At 61.2% G+C, this 21,140-nt stretch carries 14 protein-coding genes and 1 pseudogene; 8 read left to right on the top strand and 7 right to left on the bottom strand.

Features of this window, described 5'->3' with window-relative positions:
* Positions 1-8: 8 nt before the first annotated feature.
* From HNQ65_RS01165 to HNQ65_RS01150, 4 genes are all read left to right on the top strand, one after another.
* The gene (locus HNQ65_RS01165; protein ID WP_184337545.1) at positions 9-806 is read left to right on the top strand and encodes a PIG-L deacetylase family protein; all 798 of its coding nucleotides are present in this window, start codon (positions 9-11) and stop codon (positions 804-806) included.
* Between the two features lie 95 nt (positions 807-901).
* Positions 902-1,336 carry an NYN domain-containing protein gene (locus tag HNQ65_RS01160; RefSeq protein WP_184337543.1) on the top strand — a complete coding sequence of 145 codons (435 nt, stop codon included), beginning with the start codon at positions 902-904 and terminating at the stop codon, positions 1,334-1,336.
* A gap of 34 nt (positions 1,337-1,370) precedes the next feature.
* The gene (locus HNQ65_RS01155) at positions 1,371-2,087 is read left to right on the top strand and encodes a tetratricopeptide repeat protein (RefSeq protein WP_184337541.1); all 717 of its coding nucleotides are present in this window, start codon (positions 1,371-1,373) and stop codon (positions 2,085-2,087) included.
* Complete coding sequence (locus HNQ65_RS01150) at positions 2,087-5,653, top strand: hydantoinase B/oxoprolinase family protein (RefSeq protein ID WP_184337540.1); 3,567 nt, start codon at positions 2,087-2,089, stop codon at positions 5,651-5,653. Before HNQ65_RS01155 ends, HNQ65_RS01150 begins: the two co-directional genes overlap by 1 nt.
* A 20-nt stretch (positions 5,654-5,673) precedes the next feature.
* Here the strand turns inward: HNQ65_RS01150 and HNQ65_RS01145 are convergent, their stop codons facing one another.
* The 7 genes and pseudogenes from HNQ65_RS01145 to HNQ65_RS01115 all read right to left on the bottom strand — a co-directional run.
* Positions 5,674-7,128: a PPC domain-containing protein gene (locus HNQ65_RS01145; protein WP_184337538.1), complete on the bottom strand. Its 1,455-nt coding sequence runs from the start codon at positions 7,126-7,128 to the stop codon at positions 5,674-5,676.
* Between the two features lie 38 nt (positions 7,129-7,166).
* Positions 7,167-8,507 carry a DUF1501 domain-containing protein gene (locus HNQ65_RS01140; RefSeq protein ID WP_184337537.1) on the bottom strand — a complete coding sequence of 447 codons (1,341 nt, stop codon included), beginning with the start codon at positions 8,505-8,507 and terminating at the stop codon, positions 7,167-7,169.
* Between the two features lie 118 nt (positions 8,508-8,625).
* Positions 8,626-9,222, bottom strand: a complete 597-nt coding sequence (locus HNQ65_RS01135; protein ID WP_184337535.1) for a hypothetical protein — start codon at positions 9,220-9,222, stop codon at positions 8,626-8,628.
* 37 nt (positions 9,223-9,259) lie between these two features.
* Entirely contained in the window at positions 9,260-12,739 is a 3,480-nt protein-coding gene (locus tag HNQ65_RS01130) for a DUF1553 domain-containing protein (protein WP_184337534.1), read from the bottom strand.
* A gap of 85 nt (positions 12,740-12,824) precedes the next feature.
* Entirely contained in the window at positions 12,825-14,249 is a 1,425-nt protein-coding gene (locus HNQ65_RS01125) for a N,N-dimethylformamidase beta subunit family domain-containing protein (RefSeq protein WP_184337532.1), read from the bottom strand.
* Positions 14,250-14,281: 32 nt separating this feature from the next.
* Entirely contained in the window at positions 14,282-15,034 is a 753-nt protein-coding gene (locus HNQ65_RS01120; RefSeq protein ID WP_184337531.1) for an SDR family NAD(P)-dependent oxidoreductase, read from the bottom strand.
* A gap of 18 nt (positions 15,035-15,052) precedes the next feature.
* Positions 15,053-15,454, bottom strand: a pseudogene (locus HNQ65_RS01115) (FKBP-type peptidyl-prolyl cis-trans isomerase); the annotation flags it as partial.
* Between the two features lie 141 nt (positions 15,455-15,595).
* Between HNQ65_RS01115 and HNQ65_RS01110 the strand changes: the two are divergent.
* The 4 genes from HNQ65_RS01110 (at position 15,596) to HNQ65_RS01095 (ending at position 21,139) form a co-directional block, all read left to right on the top strand.
* Positions 15,596-18,313, top strand: coding sequence for a DUF1592 domain-containing protein (locus tag HNQ65_RS01110; protein ID WP_184337528.1), 2,718 nt, complete (start codon positions 15,596-15,598; stop codon positions 18,311-18,313).
* Positions 18,314-18,384: 71 nt separating this feature from the next.
* The gene (locus HNQ65_RS01105; protein ID WP_184337526.1) at positions 18,385-19,374 is read left to right on the top strand and encodes a Gfo/Idh/MocA family protein; all 990 of its coding nucleotides are present in this window, start codon (positions 18,385-18,387) and stop codon (positions 19,372-19,374) included.
* Positions 19,371-20,333, top strand: coding sequence for a Gfo/Idh/MocA family protein (locus tag HNQ65_RS01100; RefSeq protein WP_221306004.1), 963 nt, complete (start codon positions 19,371-19,373; stop codon positions 20,331-20,333). Before HNQ65_RS01105 ends, HNQ65_RS01100 begins: the two co-directional genes overlap by 4 nt.
* Positions 20,330-21,139 carry an HpcH/HpaI aldolase family protein gene (locus HNQ65_RS01095; protein WP_184337524.1) on the top strand — a complete coding sequence of 270 codons (810 nt, stop codon included), beginning with the start codon at positions 20,330-20,332 and terminating at the stop codon, positions 21,137-21,139. The genes HNQ65_RS01100 and HNQ65_RS01095 overlap by 4 nt, the downstream gene beginning before the upstream one ends.
* Position 21,140 lies beyond the last annotated feature (1 nt).

Raw genomic sequence — 21,140 nt, 5'->3', positions numbered from 1 at the left:
TTTACTCCATGCCTTCCGCACTCGCCATCTTCGCCCATCCTGACGACATCGAATTCGTCGCCGCCGGAACCCTGCTGCAGCTTCAGGCTCGTGGCTGGGACATCCACTACATCAATCTCTGCACCGGCAATGGAGGCTCCGTGCAGATGGACGGCCCGACCACAACGAAGAAGCGTCTCGAAGAAGCCCAGGAAGCCGCACGCATCCTGGGGGCCTCGTTTTACCCGCCGATCTGCGATGACCTGGAGCTGACGTATTCCGTCCCCTACCTGCGCAAGGTGGCGGCCGTGGTACGCATGGCCAAACCCAGCATCGTGCTCACGCATGCCCCCTCAGATTATATGGAGGACCACATGCAGGCCTGCCGGCTGGCAGTCACAGCGGCGTTTTCCCACTGCATCCCCAATTTTCAAACAGATCCCCATCTGCCCTCCTATTCTCACGATGTGACAGTTTACCACGCCATGCCGCATGGCCTGTGCGATCCTCTGCGTCAGAAGCTTATGGCTGGCCAGTATGTGGACACCACCAGCGTGCATGCCCGCAAACGCGAATCTCTCGCCGCCCATGAAAGCCAGAAGCACTGGCTGGACGTGAGCCAGGGCATGGACTCCTACCTCATCAGCATGGACGAGGCCTCCCGTGCCGTGGGCAGACTTTCCGGCAAATTTGAATACGCCGAAGGCTGGCGCAGGCACTTGCATCTGGGCTTTAGCGCCAAAGAAATCGATCCGCTCAAGGACGCCCTGGGCGATCTCTGCCTCATCAATGAGGAGTACGAAAAGGCGAAGGCCGTGCCTGTTTGAGTTTCGAATTTCGAGTTGCAGGTGAAAAGTTTAAAGTTGGCCGCGTGAGCGCTCCCCACTTGAAACCTTGAACTTTGAATCTTTAACTCGGACCTATGCCCGCCTCGCTCACGTACCTGCTCGTTGACGGCCACAGCGTCATACACGCATGGCCGGAGCTGCTGCGAGAGCATCGGGTGGCCTCGCGCCGCCACCTGGCTCGGACGGAGCTGCTCAAGCGGCTGCGAAATCTCCAGGACATGAGCGGCATGCAAGGGGTGGTGGTCTTTGACGGCGCCAAGCAGGGCACCAATGAGGAGCGCGAGCCCCAGGGGCTGCAGATCATCTACGCAGATCCCGGCACCACGGCGGATACCATCATCGAGCGCCTGGTGGCCAGGTATGGCAAGGAGCGCCCCATGCGGGTGGTCTCCGCGGATGGCATGGTGCGTGAAACAATTCTGTCACTTGGAGCCGAGTGGATCAGCCCCGAAATCCTGCGTGGCATGTGTGACAGCGCTGAAACGAGCATGCGCGCCCGCCTTGCCTGATCCTAATTCACGTTCTAACATCATTGCATTCATCATGAGATTTTTCCCCGCCTGTCTTTTCCTGATTCTTGGACTCTCCGCAGCACTGGCCCAGGAGGCTCCTAAAGTCACCCCCATGTCAGATGAGGTCAAAAAGCTGCTGTTGGAGGCCCGAGACATGCGGGTAAAGCAGCGTTACAGTGATGCCCTGGAAAAACTGGATGCCGCTGAGAAACTGGCACCCAACGTGCCGGACATCTACGCCCTGCGTGGAGACATCTACCTGGCCCCGCGCCGCCGAGATTTTGATCTGGCCCAGGCTCAATTTGAGAAAGCCGCCCAGCTCCAGCCGGACAGCCCGCTGCCCAAGTTCAACCTGGCCGAATTCCACTTTGTGAAACACGAGTTTGACGTGGCCCTGCAGTCTTTCACCAAGCTGACCACCGACTACCCCAAGCTGCCCATGGTCGTCCGCCATCTGGTGCACTACAAGCGCTTCCTCTGCGAGCTCAAGCTGGGGCACCATCCTGCCGCCAATCAGATCCTCGCGGATCACTTCACCTTCATGGACGACACTCCCGCCTACTATTTCTGCAAGGCGGCTCTGGGTTTTGATGCCGGAGACACGGCCAAGGCCAACGAGTGGGTAGCCCGTGCCGTGGCCGTTTTCAAAGGGCCTAACTGCGAGCCCTATTACGATGCTTTCAAGGAGCTGCGCTGGGTGCCGGACCTGGACTTTTCCGCCGCTCCAGATACGCCTAAAAAACCGTGATGTGGCGCATCGCAGCTGATACGGGTGGCACCTTCACCGACTGCCACGCACTCGACCCACAGGGGCAAGAGTCGCGTTGCAAAGTGCTCTCCACCGGTCATCTGCGTGCGGTGGTAGCCGGTGGCACGGATGCGGTGTTTCAGCTCTCCGGGCTCCCCCCCCTGCCAGCGGGTCTGCTGAATGGGTTTCAGGTCAACACGGTCGGCATGTCGGATGCACGCACCATCACGGCGCATGACAGCGCCACGGGCCAGATCACCCTTGATGCCACGGCAGCCTGGCACCCTGGCACCCTGCTGGAGCTGACCACTGGCGAGGAGGCGCCCGTTTTGGGCGCCCGCATCCTCACCCGCACGCCACCTGACGGGGATTTCCCCCCCATGAAGCTGCGCATCGCCACCACGCGGGCCACGAACGCCCTGCTGGAGCACAAAGGCGGGCGCATCGCCCTTTTCATTACCCAGGGGTTTGGCGACCTTCTGCAAATCGGCGACCAGCGCCGCAGCGATCTCTTTGCGCTGAAGCATGAACCGCGTGTGCTTTTCCACGAGGTCGTCTGCGAGGTACCCGAGCGCATCAGCCTCACAGGAGAAGTCATTGAGCCGCTCGATGAAGCCAGCGTGCGCTCTGCGGCGTGCGAGTTCATCACAAGTGGCATCACCACCGCCGCCATCTCTCTGCTGCATGGGCATGCACAGCCGCAGCATGAGCTGCGCGTGGCCGCCATTTTACGTGAGTGTGGGTTCACCCATCTGACACTCTCTCATCAGACCGCAGCCTTTGCCAAGCTGCTGCCTCGCACCCAGAGCACCGTGGCGGACGCCTATCTGCATGCCCCGGTGCAGTCCTTCCTCAATGGCATCCGAAAGGTGTCGCCAGACATGCAGGTGATGACCAGCGCAGGCGGGCTCAAGACTGCCGATGACATCCGGCCCAAGGACATGCTGCTCAGCGGCCCTGCTGGGGGTGCCATCGGTGCGGCGAATGCCGCACGGCTCCTGGGTATCTCCAAGATCATCACGCTCGACATGGGCGGCACCAGCACTGACGTGGCGCGCATCGACTCACGGCCGGGCTACCGCTTTTCTCAAAACGTGGCAGGCATGCAACTGCTCGCTCCTTGCGTGGCCATCGAGACGGTGGCCGCTGGCGGGGGCTCCATCTGCCATCTGACGCATCATGGTCTGGCGGTGGGACCGCAAAGCGCTGGCTCAAATCCCGGCCCCGCCTGCTATGGCAAGGGCGGCCCGCTGACCATCACGGATGTGAACCTGCTGCTCGGCCGCTTTGACCCGGCGCGGGCGCCCATTCCCCTGGATATGGATGCGGCACGGCGGCGCCTCAGCGAACTGCATGCACAGACCGGCAGTGCCGGCACCGAGACCGAGCTGCTGCACTCGCTGCTGCGTCTGGCCGTGGAGCACATGACCGATGCCATTCGCCGCATCTCTATTGGAGAAGGCTACGACCCCGCCGAGCACGCGCTGCTGGCCTTTGGCGGTGCCGGACCTCAGCACGCCTGTGCCGTGGCCGAGGCACTCGGCATGCAGACTATCCTTGTGCCAGAGCATGCCGGCATCCTTAGCGCCGTCGGTTTGCAGGAGGCTGTGCCTGAGCAGATCTTTGAGAAAGAAATCCGTCAGCCGCTGGAATCCGCACTGGCCATTCTGCCAGCCGTGCTTGCAGCACTGCCTCCCGGTGAGCGCACACAGATAGCCGAATTGCGGCTCAAAGGCCAGGACACGCCGCTGCAGGTGGAGTTTGTCGATCCCCCCAATCTTCCTCAGCTCTATGCCCGCGTGTATGAGCGCCTGTTTGGCTACCCGCCACCGGCTGGACGCGCGATTGAGCTGGTGAGTCTGCGCATCATCGTGAGAGAGCCCCAGGCGACGGCATCTGCGACCGCTCTGAACTTCGAGACGCTCAATCCCACGCCCACGCTGCTTCAGGATGCCTTCAGCACCATCGTCATCGCACCGGGATGGACGGTGGAGAAAGTTGCTGGCTTTGGTCATGTGCTGCGCTCTGCCCGTGTGTCAGGTATAGCCCCCACTCTTGAGCGCGATCTGCTGCGCCACCGCTTCCACTCCATCGTCAGCGACATGGGCGCTCTGCTCTGCCGCACTTCCATCTCCACCAACATCCGCGAGCGGCTGGACTTCTCCTGTGCGCTGCTCGATCCCCACGGGCATCTGCTCTCCAGCGCCCCGCACATCCCCGTGCATCTAGGGGCACTGGGCGTGTGCGTGCGTGAGGTGACCAAGGCCGTGCCCATGCTGCCAGGAGATACCATCATCACCAATCATCCTGCGTATGGCGGCTCTCATCTGCCGGATGTGACGCTCATCACCCCCGTGCATGATGCGCGACAGCGGCTCATCGGTTACATCGCCAATCGGGCGCATCATGCCGAGATCGGCGGCATCACCCCCGGTTCCATGCCCGCCAATGCCACACGGCTGATTGAGGAGGGCGTGGTCATCGCGCCGCAGCATCTGATCCGTGGTGGAGTCTCTTGTTTTGACGACATCATTACCCTGCTGACCACCGCAGCATATCCCACCCGCAATCTGGCCGACAACATCGCCGACCTGCACGCCCAACTGGCCGCCAACCTGCATGGAGCAGAGCGGCTGCGTGCTCTGGCAGATGATTCACTGCAAGGCCTGATGCAGGGCATCCTCAATCACTCCGCCGCAGTCATGCGCACTCAGATTGCCCGCCTGCCTGACTCCATCTCCGCACAGGAGAGTCTGGACGACGGCTCAGTGATTGCCGTGACGATACGCAAAAGCTCCGGCAAACTCATCCTCGATTTCACCGGCACCTCGGCTGTGCATCCACGGAATCTGAACGCCACCACCGCCATCATACGCAGCGCTGTGCTGTATGTGATGCGGCTCATGCTGCAGGAGGATCTGCCGCTGAACGAGGGCCTGACACAGCCGGTGGAAATCATCTGCCCCGAATCGCTTCTCAATCCCACTTTCACCGGAGATGCCGCGCGCGATCCCGCCGTGGTAGGAGGCAATGTGGAGGTAAGCCAGCGGCTGGTGGATACGCTCATCAAGGCGCTGGGCCTGCAGGCCTGCAGCCAGGGCACGATGAACAACTTCCTTTTCGGCGGAGCTGGCTTTGGTTACTACGAAACGATCGCCGGTGGCGCTGGCGCAGGCCAGGGCTACCACGGTGCTCATGCGCTGCATACGCACATGACCAACACCGCCATCACCGATCCAGAGATCATCGAGCAGCGCTACCCGGTGCGCCTGCGCCAGTTTGCCATCCGGCGCGGCTCCGGTGGCGCTGGAGAATGGCACGGCGGAGATGGCGTGATCCGCGAGTTTGAGTTTCTGCAGCCGCTCACCGTCAGCCTGCTGACCCAACACCGTTTGGAGGCGCCCTTTGGTCTGCACGGCGGCTCCGCCGGGAAATGTGGTCGTCAGACTTTGATGCGTAACGGTGTCTCCACACCGCTGGAGGGCTGCATGTCGTTTGACGTGGAGGCTGGAGATCGCGTGATCATGGAAACGCCGGGTGGTGGTGGATGGGGCTCACCATTGTAAAACGAACGTCCGCGCTCGTTTTACGGCTTCTTGGCCACCAGCGTCAACCAGGGGTGGTCATCTGTCATGATGAGAAGATCTCCGCGCGGCTCGGTAAATGGGATGGTGTAGGTGGCTTTGACCGTTTCCACCGCATCAGGTGCGCTGGTGGTAATCTCCACTGCAAAGGGTGCCTGGCTGGCTGCGGCTTCAGGAGTAGCTTTGAGAGTGAGCTTCACATCTCCGCCTTTCGCGGGCACATCCACGCTCTCTGAAGTGAAACCTGCGGGCAGATTGACCGCCTGGGCCTTGATCTTGCCACTGTAGGTGCCACTGGTTTTAACGTTGAGCTTCACCTCCACGGACTTGCCCGCTTCGAGGCGATAGGCGTGGGTGTCGAGCGTGGCGGTGAGACTGGGCTTGAAGGCGGCGACGGTCAGCTCATAGCCATGCTCCGCGCTGCCGTGATGGAAGCGGTCTGTGACGATGAGTTTGTACTCGCCATCGCTGGGGACTTTCCAACGCAGTGCAGGGTCCAGCACTTCTTTCTCGCTGTCGTCCGCCTGCTGCAGCACCTTGCCTTTGGAATCTTCGATCCTTAACGCGGCATCCAGCTCACTGTTGTGCTGGCTCTGGGCACGCACGCGGAGCTGCAGGTCATCGCCTTTCTTGGCGGTGAACGTGTAGGCGTCTTCCTCGCCATTCTTGCTGATGCAGCCATTCACCGTGGCAGGCAGCGTGAGAGTTTTGGGCTCATTCACCGCCACGGCAGGCTTGGGCTCGTCTGTCACAGTAAGGCGATACACGTGATTGGCGCTGCCTTTGAAGCTGACATCTGCCGCAGGCGGATGCGCAAAAGAGAAAAGCTGTATATACAGCGTGACGTCGGCTGCGGGCGTGTATTCAATGCGGGGGTCGAGATTGTGTGTGTCATGCCCGGCGGCGATCTCCACGCCCTTCTCGTTCAGCAGGCGCATGGCGGGGTCCATGGGCGAGCCAAGCGCGTAGCCATGTAGCTCCAGGCGGATGCTTTTGCCCTGCTTTGCCTGAATGGCGTAGGTGTCCACATCCCCGGCTTTTTCCAGCACGCCGTTGAAAGTCACGTTCATCTTCGCAGGTGAGGCACTTGCGTCGGCCAGCGTATCGTTAGGTTCCTTCTCGGTGAGCTCTTCAAACTTGCCCACCTCCACGATCCGTGGCGGCGAGGCGTCGCTTTCATTGTAAAGCCGAATCAGGCAGGGACCGGGCACCGCCTCTTTGGCGATGTTGAGAAAGAACTTCATGGGCTTGTCGCCCCCCAGCACCACCACCTGCGGGCTGCTGCTCCAGGCCAGAAAGCCCTCTTTCTCCAGCCCTTTTCCCACAGCCTTGGCCTCCACCTTTGTGCCGATCTGTCCACCGGCGGGAAAGAGGCTGTCAAAGGCTGGAGGAGCCGCCAGCGCGGGGATGACGAGAGCCGAATGCACCAGCGTGCACAGCCATGCAGTCAGGCGCATCGGCAGTCGACGTTCCACTTTCACCGTTGAGAGATGCATTACGCAAAGAGCTCACGGATGGGCCTGCCGCCATTGATCAGCTGCACCGGACGGCCGCTGCTAGTGTGCAGGATCTGGTGCGGATCAATGCCCAGCTTCTGATAAAGCGTCACGGCAAAATCTTCCGGCGAATAGATGTTTTCGCTGGCGTAGTAGCCCTTCGGATCGGTGGCACCGATGATGCCACCTCGTGGGACTCCCGCGCCTGCGAAGAGGATGTTCATCGCGCCTGGCCAGTGGTCACGGCCGGAGTCCTTGTTGATCTTCGGAGTGCGGCCAAACTCTCCCAGCGCGACGACCAGCGTGCTTTCCAGCAGGCCGCGGCGGTCGAGGTCGGTGATGAGACCAGCCATGCCCTGGTCAAACTTCTGCATGAACTCGCCTTTGCAGGTCTTGAAGAGATCGCGGTGATGATCCCAGCCGCCGTAGTTCACGGTGACAAAGGGCACCCCCACTTCCACCATGCGACGTGCCAGCAGCATGCGCTGGCCCACATCATTGCGGCCGTAGAGATCGCGCGTCTTGTCGTCTTCCAGGGAAATGTCAAAGGCTTCCTGCGCGGGCTTGGAGGAGATCAGATCCACCGCCTTGCCGTAGAAGGTGTCAAAGCTCACTGCCGGGTCTTCCGCCAAGGCGTTGTTGATGCGCTGCATGCGGTCCAGCGAGTGGCGCAGCTCGCGTCGGGACAGGCCGCGTGCGTCGCTGATGTCCGTGGGCAGCACCACATCACGCACCTTGAAGCCTTTGGAGTTCGGATCACCGCCAGCCACAAAGGGCGCATGCTCGGCACCGAGGAAATTGGGGCCGCCGCTGCGCGTCATGCTCGGCAGCGTCATGTAGGCTGGCAGTCCGTTTTTCACGCCGCGTTTGTAGCTCACCACACTGCCAAAAGAGGGGTGGAACGTCACAAAGGCACCGCAACCCACCGGCACCGGCGTGGGCGCTCCGGTCATCATGTAATGATTGCCGCCGCCGTGGTTCGGGTCTTTGTGCGTGACGCTGCGCAGGACCGTAAACTTGTCCGCCACCTTGGCGAGATAGGGCACGCTCTCGGAGAAATGCACGCCCGGCACGCTGGTGCGAATGGTCCCAAGCTCACCACGGATCTCGCTCGGTGCATTCGGCTTGGGGTCAAACATCTCGTAGTGGGACGGGCCACCGTCCAGCCACACGAGGATGCAGTTCACCGGACGGGAAAGCGAAGGCTGCGGAGCCTGGGCCGCCATGGCACGCGCCCGCAGCAGATCCGTGAAGCCAAGGCCACCACCTGCGGCGGTGAGACCGAGCTTCAGAAAATCACGCCGCATGTGACCGGCGCAGTTGTGGGTGAATCGAGACATTCGTGTGAGGTGTCAGATGTGAAAATTACGCCACATCCGGGGGATTCTTGCGAAAGCGAACAAAAGTATCAAAACCAGTGAAAGTCATATCAAGGCACACGGCGCACTTGGCCCTGCCTCATTCTTCGTCCTCATCCCACTGGTTTGGACCGTTCTCCACCGCTATCTTGCGCATTTCTTTAACCAGTTCTTGTGCCTCAAACCGAAGGCGATGCGCACGCTTCCAGAAAAGGGTGTCAAACACCCACCTGCCACGATACCGACCTACGCGCACAGGCTGGCAGCAGCCGTCGTTTTGAGTGAGCGCCGCAATGACGTGATCTTCGCGATCAAGCATGATGGCAATCAACTGTGGCTCAAAGGTAGTGATCTGAAGGGGGTGCAGCTTGTGCGCACGGGCATACTCCAAGAGGCGTCCGCCAAAATCGCCATTTGGGATGATTGCGGTAATGTCCAGCCAGTCATACCCTGGCAGACCGCTTTCTCCTCCATTGTAACCCAGAATGAGTTTCCGGCATTCGGCAGCGCGAATGAAGCGTGCCCAGTCACGGGCCTCCTTTTCAGTGAACACATAACGCACATCAGCAGGCCATAGTTTGCGCACCTGCGACTCGATTTTAGCCAGGTCTCCCTGCCTGCCTTGAATCCTCGCTGGACCAGGGCCGGTTTTGAAAACGCGTTTCTTGTGCGCACAGCCCAGTGTGCCGAGCAGCACGAATACGATCCAAACGAAACAAAGCGCCCTCATCGGCTCAGTGATTAAACACAAACTCCGCCGAGTTGAGCAGACTCCACATAACATCCTCAATCGCAGCCTGACGATTAGCGGCTCCGGCGTCCACGGCCTTGCCGGCGATGGCGGCTTCTTCAGCCGTGGGCAGGCGTGAGTAGCTGGCGAGGTAGAGCTCTTCCACGATTTGCGCAGATTTGAGGTCGCTTTTGGCCAGGCGGGCGGCGCGGCCTTTGGCGCTGACAAGCATGTCCTGCAGCTTGGTGGAGTTCATGAGGTGCAGGGCCTGCACCACGCTGGGCTTGGCATCGCGCTCACAGGGGCATTCAGAGCTGGCATTGGGGCGACCAAAGGCGTCCATGAACTGGCTCTCCAGCTTGTGATTCCACGTCTGCTTGGCCAGCGAATCGGAAGGCATGCCGCTGAAGGTTTCGCGAACCTCGGTGACGGCGCACACGGCGTCCAGCAGCGTTTCCGCAGGCAGGCGGCGGCGGTAGCTGCGGCTGTAGTTTTTCACGTCGGCCACGTTGGTCTCGTTGGGCGTGCTGCTGAGTCGGTACACCTGCGAGAGCATGATGGTGCGCATGAGATGCTTGAGGTCATAGCCATGCTTCACAAAATCCTGTGCCAGCCAGTCCAGCAGCGCAGCATTGCTGGGCGGATTGGAGGCGCGGAAGTCATCCACTGGATCGACGATGCCGCGCCCCATGAAACTGGACCACACGCGGTTCACGATGGCGGGGGCAAAGTAGGGGTTGTGCGGATTTGTCATCCAGTCGGCCAGCGCGGCGCGTGGATCGGTCGTTTCCGGAATGGCGATCTCCTTGTCCGCAGGCGGGCGCGGTTTCAGCGTGGCCTTGGTGACAGGGTGCTCTATGCCCGCATTGCCCGGCGCAAACCACATCTGCTCGGGCTCGCCGCTGATCGGCGCGGAGATCCCCTGCCCCTTGCGTTTCATCTGCGTGAAGAAGGCGGCCATCTGGTAGTAGTCCGTGAGGTCCCACTTCTCTGTCGGGTGGTGATGGCACTTGGCGCACTCAAGACGAACGCCAAGGAAGATCTGCCCTACAAAGGTGGCGGCGTCCACGGGCTCGCGTTTGTCGCGCCAGATGGCCACAGGGCCGTCGTGATGCGTGTTTCCCTGTGCCGTGAGCAGTTCGCGCACGAGGCGGTCCCAGGGCTTGTTTTCGCGAAAGCTCTGGCGCAGCCACTGGTCCAGCAGATACACGGGCTTCACGCCCACTCGGGAGGGATTGGGCCGGATGAGATCCCCCCACTTGATGGCCCAGTGGTCGGCCCATTCAGGACGCTGCAGCAGGGCATCCACCCACTGCTCGTGCTTCTTCGGATCCTTGCTGGCGGCAAAGGCGCGCGCTTCTTCCACTGTGGGCAGCATGCCAATGGCATCCAGCGTGCTGCGGCGCAGAAATTCCGCATCGGTGCAGGTGTCGCTGGGCAGATGGCCAAGCTTTTGGAGGCGGGTATAAACAAGCTTGTCGATCTCATTGCTCACCGTCAGTCCGGCATAGCGCTCGGGTGGCAGCAGCTTGTCCGCAGGCACCGCCACGCGCGAGATGGCCACCTGGCCCATGTAGCGCGCCACGATCACGGTCTCGCCACTTTCCGTGGTGGTCTTCATGTGCCCCTCTTCATCCACCGTCGCGATGGCTTTCTCAGATGAGATGTAGTCCGTCAAAGCGGTGACATCGCGTGAGGTGCCATTGCTGTACCTGGCAGTCACCTTCAGCACCCCGGCTTCATTCTTGCGATAGGTCTTTTCCGCCGGCTGCACTTCGATGCCAGTGAGCGTGGGCTGGCCGGGAGTCTCATACGGCATGCCCTGGCGGATCCACTCGGCGATGGTCTTGGCTGACTCGGAGTCCGGCTCAAAACGCTGCCCGCCCTCGTGCTGCACACGCACCGTGGCCTTCAGCAGCAGCAGGCTGTCCTCTGGCATCGCAGGAAACACCCGGCGACCGCGCGAATCCTTGGCCAGCTCCATGTAGTCGCCCTTCGGATCAAAGGCAAAGATGGAGAGCTTGAATCCCGCCTGTCCGGACGACTTGGCATGGCAGCTTCCCAGATTGCACCCGGCCTTGCTGAGCACGGGCAGGATGTCCTGTGTGAAGGATAGCGCCTTGGGATTCGGCGCAGGCGGTGCCACTGCCGCAGGCACTGCCAGCTTGGCGATCTTCTGCTTCTCGTCGATCTGGTAAACCTCTCCCGCATCTGTGGCGGCGTACACATTCTTGCCGTCAGGGCTGAGCACGGCGGCATTGGGCACCCCCTCGATGCTGCCCACCTTTTTGTCCTTGCCGGAGGTGAAGGCCAGCCGCACGCCATCGTGCTCTTTGAGCTCCGTCACACTGTGCACGCTGCCGTTGTCGTTGAAGTAGGTCAGGCTGGTGGAATCAGGCGACCACAGCAGCGCATTCACCGGCGAGGATTTGTCTCCCAGCAGCATGATCATCTCCTTGCTGGCGATGTCCCACACCTTCAGATCCTTGTCGGCGCTGCCGGTGGCCAGCCATTTGCCATCGGTATTGAACCCCACCGCCACGATGTGGCCCACATGTCCCTCAATCTTGGCGGTTTCCTTCAGCGTGGCGGCATCCCATACCTTGGCCAGATTGTCCGCACCACCCGTGGCGATCTGTTTGCCATCTTTGCTGAGTGCCAGGCTCAAAACATTATCCGCATGAGCTTCCACCGTCTGCGCGGGCTTGGGCTCTCCGAGCTTCCAGCGGTGCAGCACTCCCTTCAGGCTCATGGCCCCATCGGCGAGAATGAGTGTGGCATTGTCCGGCAGAAAGAGCAGGCCTGTCACGCGCCCTTCCAGCGGGGCAGCCAGGGTATGCTTCACTTTCCAGTCCGCTGCATTCCAGACGAGAAGGCTGCGGTATCCACCCGCCGCCAGCAGAGTGCCATCAGCGCTCCATGCCAGGGACTGCACCACATCCTTGTGCCCTGTGAGCGTGGCCACCACAGGCGCACCCGGAGCAGCCAGATCGTGAATGATCACCGCATTGCCACGGCCCACGGCCAAACGCTTGCCATCGGTGCTGATAGCGATGGCCTCTGCGGGCGTGTGTCCGGCAGGCAGCGCCGCCAGCTTGTCAGCAGGCGTGAGTTCTCCAAACTGCTTCAGCGCAGCATCATCCCATGGTGCGCCCGCATTCACCCAGGCCTTGAGCAGGTTGATCTGCTTTTCCGGAAGCTGTTTCTTCGGCGGCATGTGAGCATCGCCAGGATCGCTCAGTGCCGCAATGAGCGCGCTGTGGTCCGCGTCGCCAGAGACCATGGCGGCCCCGTTTTCGCCGCCCTTCAGAGCCAGATCGCGCGTCTCCAGAGAGAGCCCGCCTTTCTTTTTGTCGGCATTGTGGCAACCCAGGCACTGCGTCTTTAAAAGCCCCATCGCCTGCGCGGGATGCACCTTGGCTACCTCAGCGGCAAGCGGGGTGGTGAGCAGAAACAAGGAGATGACGTAACGGCTTTGAATCATGGGGGAATGATTCATCTACGGCTGAAAGGGGCGCCCTCTTGCCAAGGGAATCCACGGCATGACGCATCGCAGGCTAATGCAAGCGTCAGTTTCCGATGGCCCTTCTCAGCAGATTCTCTGTGATGCGCTGTACACGCGGGTCGGGGCCATGCGGGCGGGAGTAGTGGCTCCAAACGGGCATGTGGCCGGGGGGCTTGCTCAGCCCCTGGGCCCACCAGATGGTGGCGGCATTGAAGACGAAGTTGTTCTTCGGCCCAGGATAGATCGTGGCGGTCCACTGCTGGGGATTCACGCCGCTCTGCCAGGCGGTGCCGCCTGCGACCACTTCGAGCCCGGGGATCTTGGCGGGATCTCCGTGATACTCCCACCCGACCATCCCAGGGATGCTATCGCCTTTTTTCATGCCGGTGCCTTCAAAGAGCCAGTGCTCCGGCTGCGTGCAGATCCAGTCGCCGCCGCCGTTCACGGGAATGACATTGATGGCGCCCATGAGCAGGCCTTCATCGGGGCCTGTGGTGTGACCTTCAAACTTTTTGAGCTCATCGAATTTCTGCTGCCTCGCCAGTCCGGCATAGGGTGCTTCACGCGTGATGATGCGGTTTGGCACACCGGTGGAAGAATCGCGGAAAGGACTGACCCAGCAGACGGAGTTGCCGGAAAGAAAGAGGAGGCTGACCCCGGCATCGCGCATGGCCATGGCGCTATGGTACTGACGCACATCCCAGTATTCATCGTGGCCCCCACTGATCCAAGCCTTGCACTTGAAACCGCGCTCGGGAGTGACCATGTCGCTGTTGGAGCAGTAGGTCACATCGTAACCCCTCTGCTCCAGCCAGTAGGCCATGGGAAACTCAAAGCAGAGCCACTCGCCGCTGCCGACGGACTGCGGGTTTTCATAGATCTGGCGGTATTTGCCATAGGGGCGGTCAAAGCTGATGTCGATGCCCGGCGGGCTTACCATGCCGGGATGCACGCCGTCATCGTAGAGGGAGAAAGTGTCGGGCCAGCGATTGTAGGCCTGCCAGGTGTTGTCGCTGCACTGCAGGAGGATGTCGGCCTTGCGGTCGTCTTTGACGATGAAGACCACGTAGCTCTGCCAGTAGGGCTCATCGGGAGAAGCCGGCAGCGTGGTCAGCCTGCCAAGATACACGCCGCTCAGCCAGTCCTGCGGGATGGTGATGGAGGTGGTCTTGTCCCAGCGGCATTCGCGGAGTCGCCGCCCGCCGATTTCCGGAACGATCTGTTCCTTGCCCTCAAAGGGGCCGTATTCCCCCATCAGGCGCGCACCGCGCCTACCGTAGTAGCCCGAGCGGAAGACTTCGAGCTTAAAGCGCGAAGCCGGTTTGGTGCTGACGAAGATGTCCAGTGTCTCGCCCGCTTTGACCGACTGCCTGGAGCAATACCCCTCAATGAAGGAAGTGCGGATGCCCTCGTTTTTGTCGAGGCGCATCCGCGTAAGCTGCCAGTCGGTGGATCCAGGCTTGGAATTCTCGGCGGTGATCAGGGACATTCCCTGATTACGCAGCGAGAAACCTGAAACGATCAATAGGTGGCGCGGCCACCGGACAAATCAAAGACGGCACCGGTGGTGAAGGAGCAGTCCTCCGAGCTAAGCCAAGCCACAAGAGCGGCAGCTTCTTCCTTTTTCCCGAATCGATTCATCGGGATCTTGGAGAGCATGTAATCGATGTGCTGCTGCGTGAGCTGCTTCAGGATATCCGTTTCGATCACGGCGGGCGTCACCGCATTGACGATGATGTTGCTGGTGGCCAGCTCCTTGCCGAGAGACTTGGTCAGGGCGACCACGCCCGCCTTGGAGGCGCTGTAGTGGGCGGCGTTGGGATTACCCTCCTTGCCGGCGATGGAGGCGATATTGACGATGCGGCCATAGCCGTTTTTCAGCATGTGGGGCACCACGGCATGGCAGCAGTGGAAGGGGCCGTTCAGGTTGATTGCCATGACGCGCTGCCATTCAGCGGGATCAGTTTCCCAAGTCTTCGCATTGGTGCCTGCGATACCTGCGTTGTTCACGAGGATGTCTATCTTGCCAAAGGCACCCAGAGTCGATGCAGCGGCGCTTTCCACGGAGGAGATGCTTGTCAGGTCCACGGTGGCGGTGTGCGCTTGGCCGAGTGCGGATAGCTCAGCTTTGGCTGCATCGAGCGCGGTGGCATCGATGTCCCACAGGCACACACTGGCACCCGAGCGCAGCATGCGCTCTGCGATGGCATACCCGATTCCGCGCGCACCGCCGGTGACGATGGCCACTCTGTCCTTGAGGTCGATTTGATTCATGGACAGAGGAAATCGCGCCTAGTCTTCCCAGACTTTCAGGAGTTCCACCTCAAAGATGAGAGTTTCATTGGGTCCGATGTCGATGCCTGCGCCGCGTTTGCCGTAGGCCAGCTCGGAGGGGATGAAAAAGCGATACTTGGCCCCCTCCTGCATGAGCTGCAGGCCCTCGGTCCAGCCTTTGATCACGCGCTTGAGCGGAAACTCCGCCGGCTCGCGTCCAGCCAGGTAGGAGCTGTCAAACTCCACGCCATTGAGCAGCGTGCCACGGTAGTTCACCACCACGGTGTCCTTGGCCTTGGGGCTTTTGCCAGTGCCGGGGGTCAGCACTTCATACTGCAGGCCGCTGGCGGTGGTGGTGATGCCGGGCTTTTTGGCGTTATCGGCCAGGAAGGCGCGGCCGGTTTCGAGGGCGGTGGTGGACATGATGTAAAAAAGGGCGCGCTTCTTCAGCGCAAGCCCGGGCGCATGCAACCCCAAATCACGCGCAATGCACCGCTGGTTTTCGGCGAAATCCCTGCCACTCTGCGCACGTATAGAGAATACCCCCATTCCCTCCATTTCATGCTACGCAGACTCCTCTTCGCGTCCCTCGCCCTCCCTTGCCTGCTGCCTGCCGCTGAGCGCGGCCAGGATGCCTACACCAATCGCATCCTGCCCCTGCTGCAAAAATACTGCTACGACTGCCACGGCGACGGCACGGACAAGGGTGACTTTGCGCTGGATGAGTACCCGGAATACGGCAAGCTGATTGCCGACAAGGTGCTGTGGGATCATGCACGGCAGCAGCTGGTGACGCACGTGATGCCACCAGAGAAAAAGGAGAAGCCACCGCTCAATGAGCGCGATGAGATCGTGGCATGGATCGACGACACGGTGTTCTGGTTTGACCCCAAGAAGATCGACCCGGGGCACATCACCTACCGCCGCCTGAACCGCACGGAGTACAACAACACCATCCGCGACCTGCTGTTGGTGGATATGAAGCCCGCCAATGAGTTCCCGCCGGACGATACCGGCTACGGCTATGACAACATCGGCGATGTGCTGAGCATCTCCCCGCTGCTGATGGAAAAGTACATCCGCGCTGCGAACGCAGTGGCCGACAAGGCGCTGGACACCTCCGACGTGGAGCGTCTGGATCTGGAACTGGGAGCCAAGAAATTCTGGAACCAGAAGGGCGAAACCAAGGAATGGGATGGCGTACGCTGGTTTCATAGCAACGCGGATGCCGCCACGAAATTCACCGCGCCTGCGTATGGCAACTACCAGCTGAAGTTTCACCTGTCCGCCACGCAAGCCGGGCCTGATGCGGCCAAGGTGATGCTGAAAGTGGATGACAAGGAGCTGGGCACCTTTGATGTGACGGCACGCTACAATGGCGACAAGGGCCCGTGGCAGGTGATCCAGCAGCAGGTCACGCTCAAGAGCGGCGAGCACAAGATCGTGGTGCGATTTTTGAACGACTTCGCCGATCCGCAAAATCCTGATCCGGACAAGCGCGACCGCAATCTGGCGCTGGACAAGATCGAGGTGGAAGGTCCCGACGGCCTGCTTCCGCCTCGTGGTACACGCCTGGTGCAGTGGCTGCTGGACGGCAAGCCTGCCGGGCTGCCAGCGCTGAAGCTCACAGGAGAGGACTTTGAAAACGGCCAGGGGAATGCCAGCCGCGACACCGGCACCATCGAACTGGCCATGAACGGCTATGTGAAGCATCACGTCGATCTTTCCCTTCCAGGCAAGTACCGCCTCGGCATCAAGGCCGGGGCGCAGCAAGCCGGTGGCGAGCCCGCGAAGTTTGACGTGCGCATCGGCGGCAAAAATGCAGGCTCCTTTTCCATCACTGCCAAAAACCAGACGCCGCAGTGGTTTGGCACCGAGGTGGAACTGCCTGCGGGCAAGCATGAGATCCAGGTGTGGTTCCTAAATGATTTCTACGACGAGAAAACCCACCAGGACCGCAACTTCTGGCTGCACCAGCTCACTGTGGAGGGTCCGATGGGCCAGCCCAGCGGCATCGCTGCGGCCGACATGCACGCCATGGTGGACAAGCTGGGGCAGCGCCTCTTCCGCCGCCCGCTGCGCGATGCGGAGAAGGCCAAATGGCATGGCATTGCCGACCTCGGCATCCAAGAGAAGCTGGAGCCGCTGGATGCACTGGGTTACGTGCTGCGCGGCATGCTGGTATCTCCTGGCTTCCTCTATCGCGGCTCCCCCACTCCGGTGGGGCCCGTGCAGGATGGCGTGGCGCTGATCGATGAATACAGCCTGGCCTCCCGTCTTTCCTACTTCCTGTGGTCGTCACCGCCGGATGACAAGCTGCTGCAACTGGCCGCCAAAGGCGAGCTGCGCAAGAACATGGCCGCCGAGGTGAAGCGCATGCTGGCCGACTACCGTGCCTGGAGCCTCACAGAAGACTTTGCCGGCCAGTGGCTGCAACTGCGTGACATGGACATCGTGAATGTGGACGAGCGGCGCTTTCCTGAATGGAAGGGCGGCATGGCCTACGCGATGAAAAAGGAGTCACAGATGTTCTTCGACAACATTCTGCGGAACAACCTGGACGTGATCGCCTTTTTGAATGCGGACTACACCTTCCTCAATGAGAAGCTGGCGCGCTACTACGGCATCCAGGGCGTGAAGGGAGACAAATACCAGAAGGTGTCCCTTCAGGGCACACCACGCGGCGGTGTGCTGACACAGGGCAGCATCCTCACGCTGACCTCCACGCCCACGCGCACCTCACCGGTGAAGCGCGGCAAGTTCCTTCTGGAAAACATCCTGGGCACCCCGCCCCCACCCGCCCCAGGCGGTGTAGCGCCGCTGGATGAGCGGAAGCAGCAGTTTGGAAAGATGACACTGCGCCAGCAGTTTGCCGAGCACCGCAGCAATGCCTCCTGCGCCGGATGCCATGCCTATCTGGACCCGATGGGCTTTGCCTTTGAAAACTACGATGCCATCGGCCTCTGGCGCGATGAGGAGAAGAAGCAACCCATCGATGCCTCGGGCTCGCTGGTGCGCGGGCAGACCTTTGCCAACCTGGCCGAGCTGCGCACGGTGCTGGTGCGGGATCTGGGCGACCAGTTTGTGAAAAATCTGGCCGACAACCTCCTCATCTATGCGCTGGGCCGTGGCCTGGAATACTCCGACAAGCCGACCACCGAGGAGATCCTGCGCAAGTCCAAGGCCGCGGGCAACCGCATGCAGGACCTCATCCTGGCTGTGTGTGAAAGCGTGCCTTTCCAGAAGATGAAAGCGGCCCCGCAGACAGTAGGCAAATAGGCATCTGGTTCACGGACCAGACCAGTCGAAACATCTTGGACGCGCGTGCGCTCCACGGTTAGTTCGTGCCCATGCATTCCATCCTGGTTATCGGCTGCGGCAGCATTGGCGAGCGGCACCTGCGCTGCTTTCAGCAGACAGGGCGCTGCCACGTGAGCGTGTGCGACGCCAACGCGGCTCTGCTGGCAGAGGTGAGCCAGCGCTACGACGCGCCTGCCTTCAGCACACTGCAGGAGGCGCTGGCCGCTCAGAGGTTTGATGCGCTCGTCATCTGCACGCCTGCCCATACGCATCTGGCCATCGCCCGTGAAGGAGCAGCGCATGGTGCGGCGCTGCTGATCGAGAAGCCGCTTTCGGTGACGCTGGACGGTCTGGAGGAAACACGTGCAGCCATCGCCAAAAGCGGGCGCTTTGCCGCTGTGGCGTATGTTTACCACTGCTTTCCTTGGGTCGTGGCGGCGCGTGAATTTTTGCACAGCGGCGCGCTGGGCAGACCGCTGCAGGCCACGGTGGTGGCGGGGCAGCATTTCCCCACCTTTCGCCCGGCCTACCGGAACATCTACTATGCTCGGCACGAGACTGGCGGCGGTGCCATTCAGGACGCGCTGACCCATCTCATGAACGCCATGGAGTGGCTGATCGGCCCCATGACACGGCTGTACTGCGATGCCTCGCATCAGCGGCTGGAAGGCGTGACTGTGGAGGACACGGTGAACATCTGCGCCAGACACGGCAGCGTGATGGCCAGCTATGCCATGACGCAGTTTCAGGCGGCAAACGAGACCACGCTGGAAGTGCAGTGCGAAGTTGGGAGCCTCAAAATAGAATCCCATGCACAGCGCTGGGGCAGCATGCGTCTTGGAGAGACGGCCTGGGAGTGGCGCAGCACCGCGCCTCTGCAGCGGGATGATCTTTTCATCGCGCAGGCAAACGCCTTCCTCGACGGCATGGAGGGGAAACCGTGCACGCTGTGCACCTTTGAGGAAGCGGCGCAGACGCTGCGCTGCAACCGCGCCGCGCTGGAGTCCGCCGCCACTGGCATGCCAATCACGATTTCATGAACCCCGAAGGCAAAGAACTACGCCTGGCCATGCTGGGCATGATCGAGGGAAACGGCCACCCGTATTCTTGGAGCGCCATCATCAATGGCTTCAATCCGGAAGCGATGGCGCAGTGCCCCTACCCCGCCATCCTCAGCTACCTGGGCAAGCAGCGTGTGGAAGACGTTCGGGTGCCCGGCGCGCGTGTGACGCACCTGTGGACAGATGATGCCGCTGATGCGCCGAAGGTGGCGGCAGCGAGCCTGATAGCGCACACGGTGGCAAAGCCAGAAGACGTGATCGGTCAGGTGGATGCGGTGATCATTTCCACCGATGATGGCGACGACCACATCCGCCGCGTGCGCCCTTTCATCGAGGCGGGGCTGCCGGTCTTTGTCGATAAACCGATGGCGACGAACATCGCCGACCTGCGGCAGTTTGTGCAGTGGCACGAGGCCGGGTCCACCATCCTCTCCACCAGCGGCATGCGCTATGCGCCTGAGATGCGGCTGAATACGGAGCAGCAGGAGCTGGTGGGAGATATGCGGTGGATCACCAGCTTTACCTGCAAGACGTGGGAGCGCTACGGCATCCATGCACTGGAGGCGGTGGAACCGCTGCTGGGGCCGGGCTTTCTTACTGTGCAGGCGCACAGCGATGCTGGTGGCGATGTGATGCACCTGACACACCGCTGCGGTGTGCGTGTGACCATCGGTGCGCTGCACGATGCGTATGGCAGCTTTGGCGCAGTACATCTGTATGGCACCAAAGGCCAGCTGCCGCTGCGTCTTACCGATACCTACAGCGCCTTTCGCGGTCAGCTCGTGGCCTTCATCGACATGCTGCGCACGGGGGCACGCCCCCTGCCCTTTGAGGAAACGGTGGAGCTGATGGCGGTGATCATTGCAGGCAGGCGCAGCCGTGAGCAAAATGGGGCGGCCATCCACATCTCAGACATCCTTTCCGAAACTCATTCATGAAACTCCGCCCCTCACGAATCCTACGCGAACTCCGTGCCGGTCAGAACAGCACCGTGCTCAAGCTGAACCTGGGAGATCCCCGCATCGTGGAGCTGGCCGGGCTCAGCGGTGCCAGCGCGGTGTGGCTGTGCAATGAGCATGTGCCCAATGACTGGCTGAATCTGGAGCACCAGGTGCGCGCCGCCAAGCTCTATGACATGGACACCATCGTGCGTGTGAACAAAGGCGGCTACAGCGAATATGTGAAGCCTTTTGAGTGCGATGCCACGGGCATCATGGTACCGCATGTGACGAGCGCGGACGAGGCGCGAAACGTGGTCGATATGGTGCGCTGCCAGCCACTGGGCCACAAGGCGCTGGATGCCGGAAATATGGACGGTCTTTTCTGCCAGGTGCCGCTGGCGGACTACGCGCACCACTGCAATACCGAAAAGTTCATCATCCTGCAGATCGAGAGTCCAGAAGCACTGGAGGTGGTGGAGGAGATCGCGGCGGTGCCGGGATTCGACATGCTGCTGTTTGGTGCTGGAGATTTCAGCCACCGCATTGGCAAGCTTGGGCAGGCCACACACCCCGAGGTGGTGGCCGCACGCAAGCGCGTGGCAGCCGCTGCTCTGAAACATGGCAAATACCCCGCCGTGGCATCGCTCTACGGCCAGAAGGAGGAGGTGCTGGCCGAGGGCACGCGTGTCTTCACGCTGGGTGCCGATGTGATCGAGCTGGGCAATGCCTTCAAGAAGCTCGTCGGTGATTTTGGCGGCAGTGCTGCGGCCAGCGGCAGTGATTCAATCTACAAATCCAAGTAAG

Origin of the sequence: Prosthecobacter vanneervenii, assembly GCF_014203095.1 — a bacterium.
GTDB classification, from domain to species: Bacteria; Verrucomicrobiota; Verrucomicrobiia; order Verrucomicrobiales; family Verrucomicrobiaceae; genus Prosthecobacter; species Prosthecobacter vanneervenii.
Note: the sequence above shows the minus strand (reverse complement) of the source record. Positions and strands in the feature narration are given on the sequence as shown.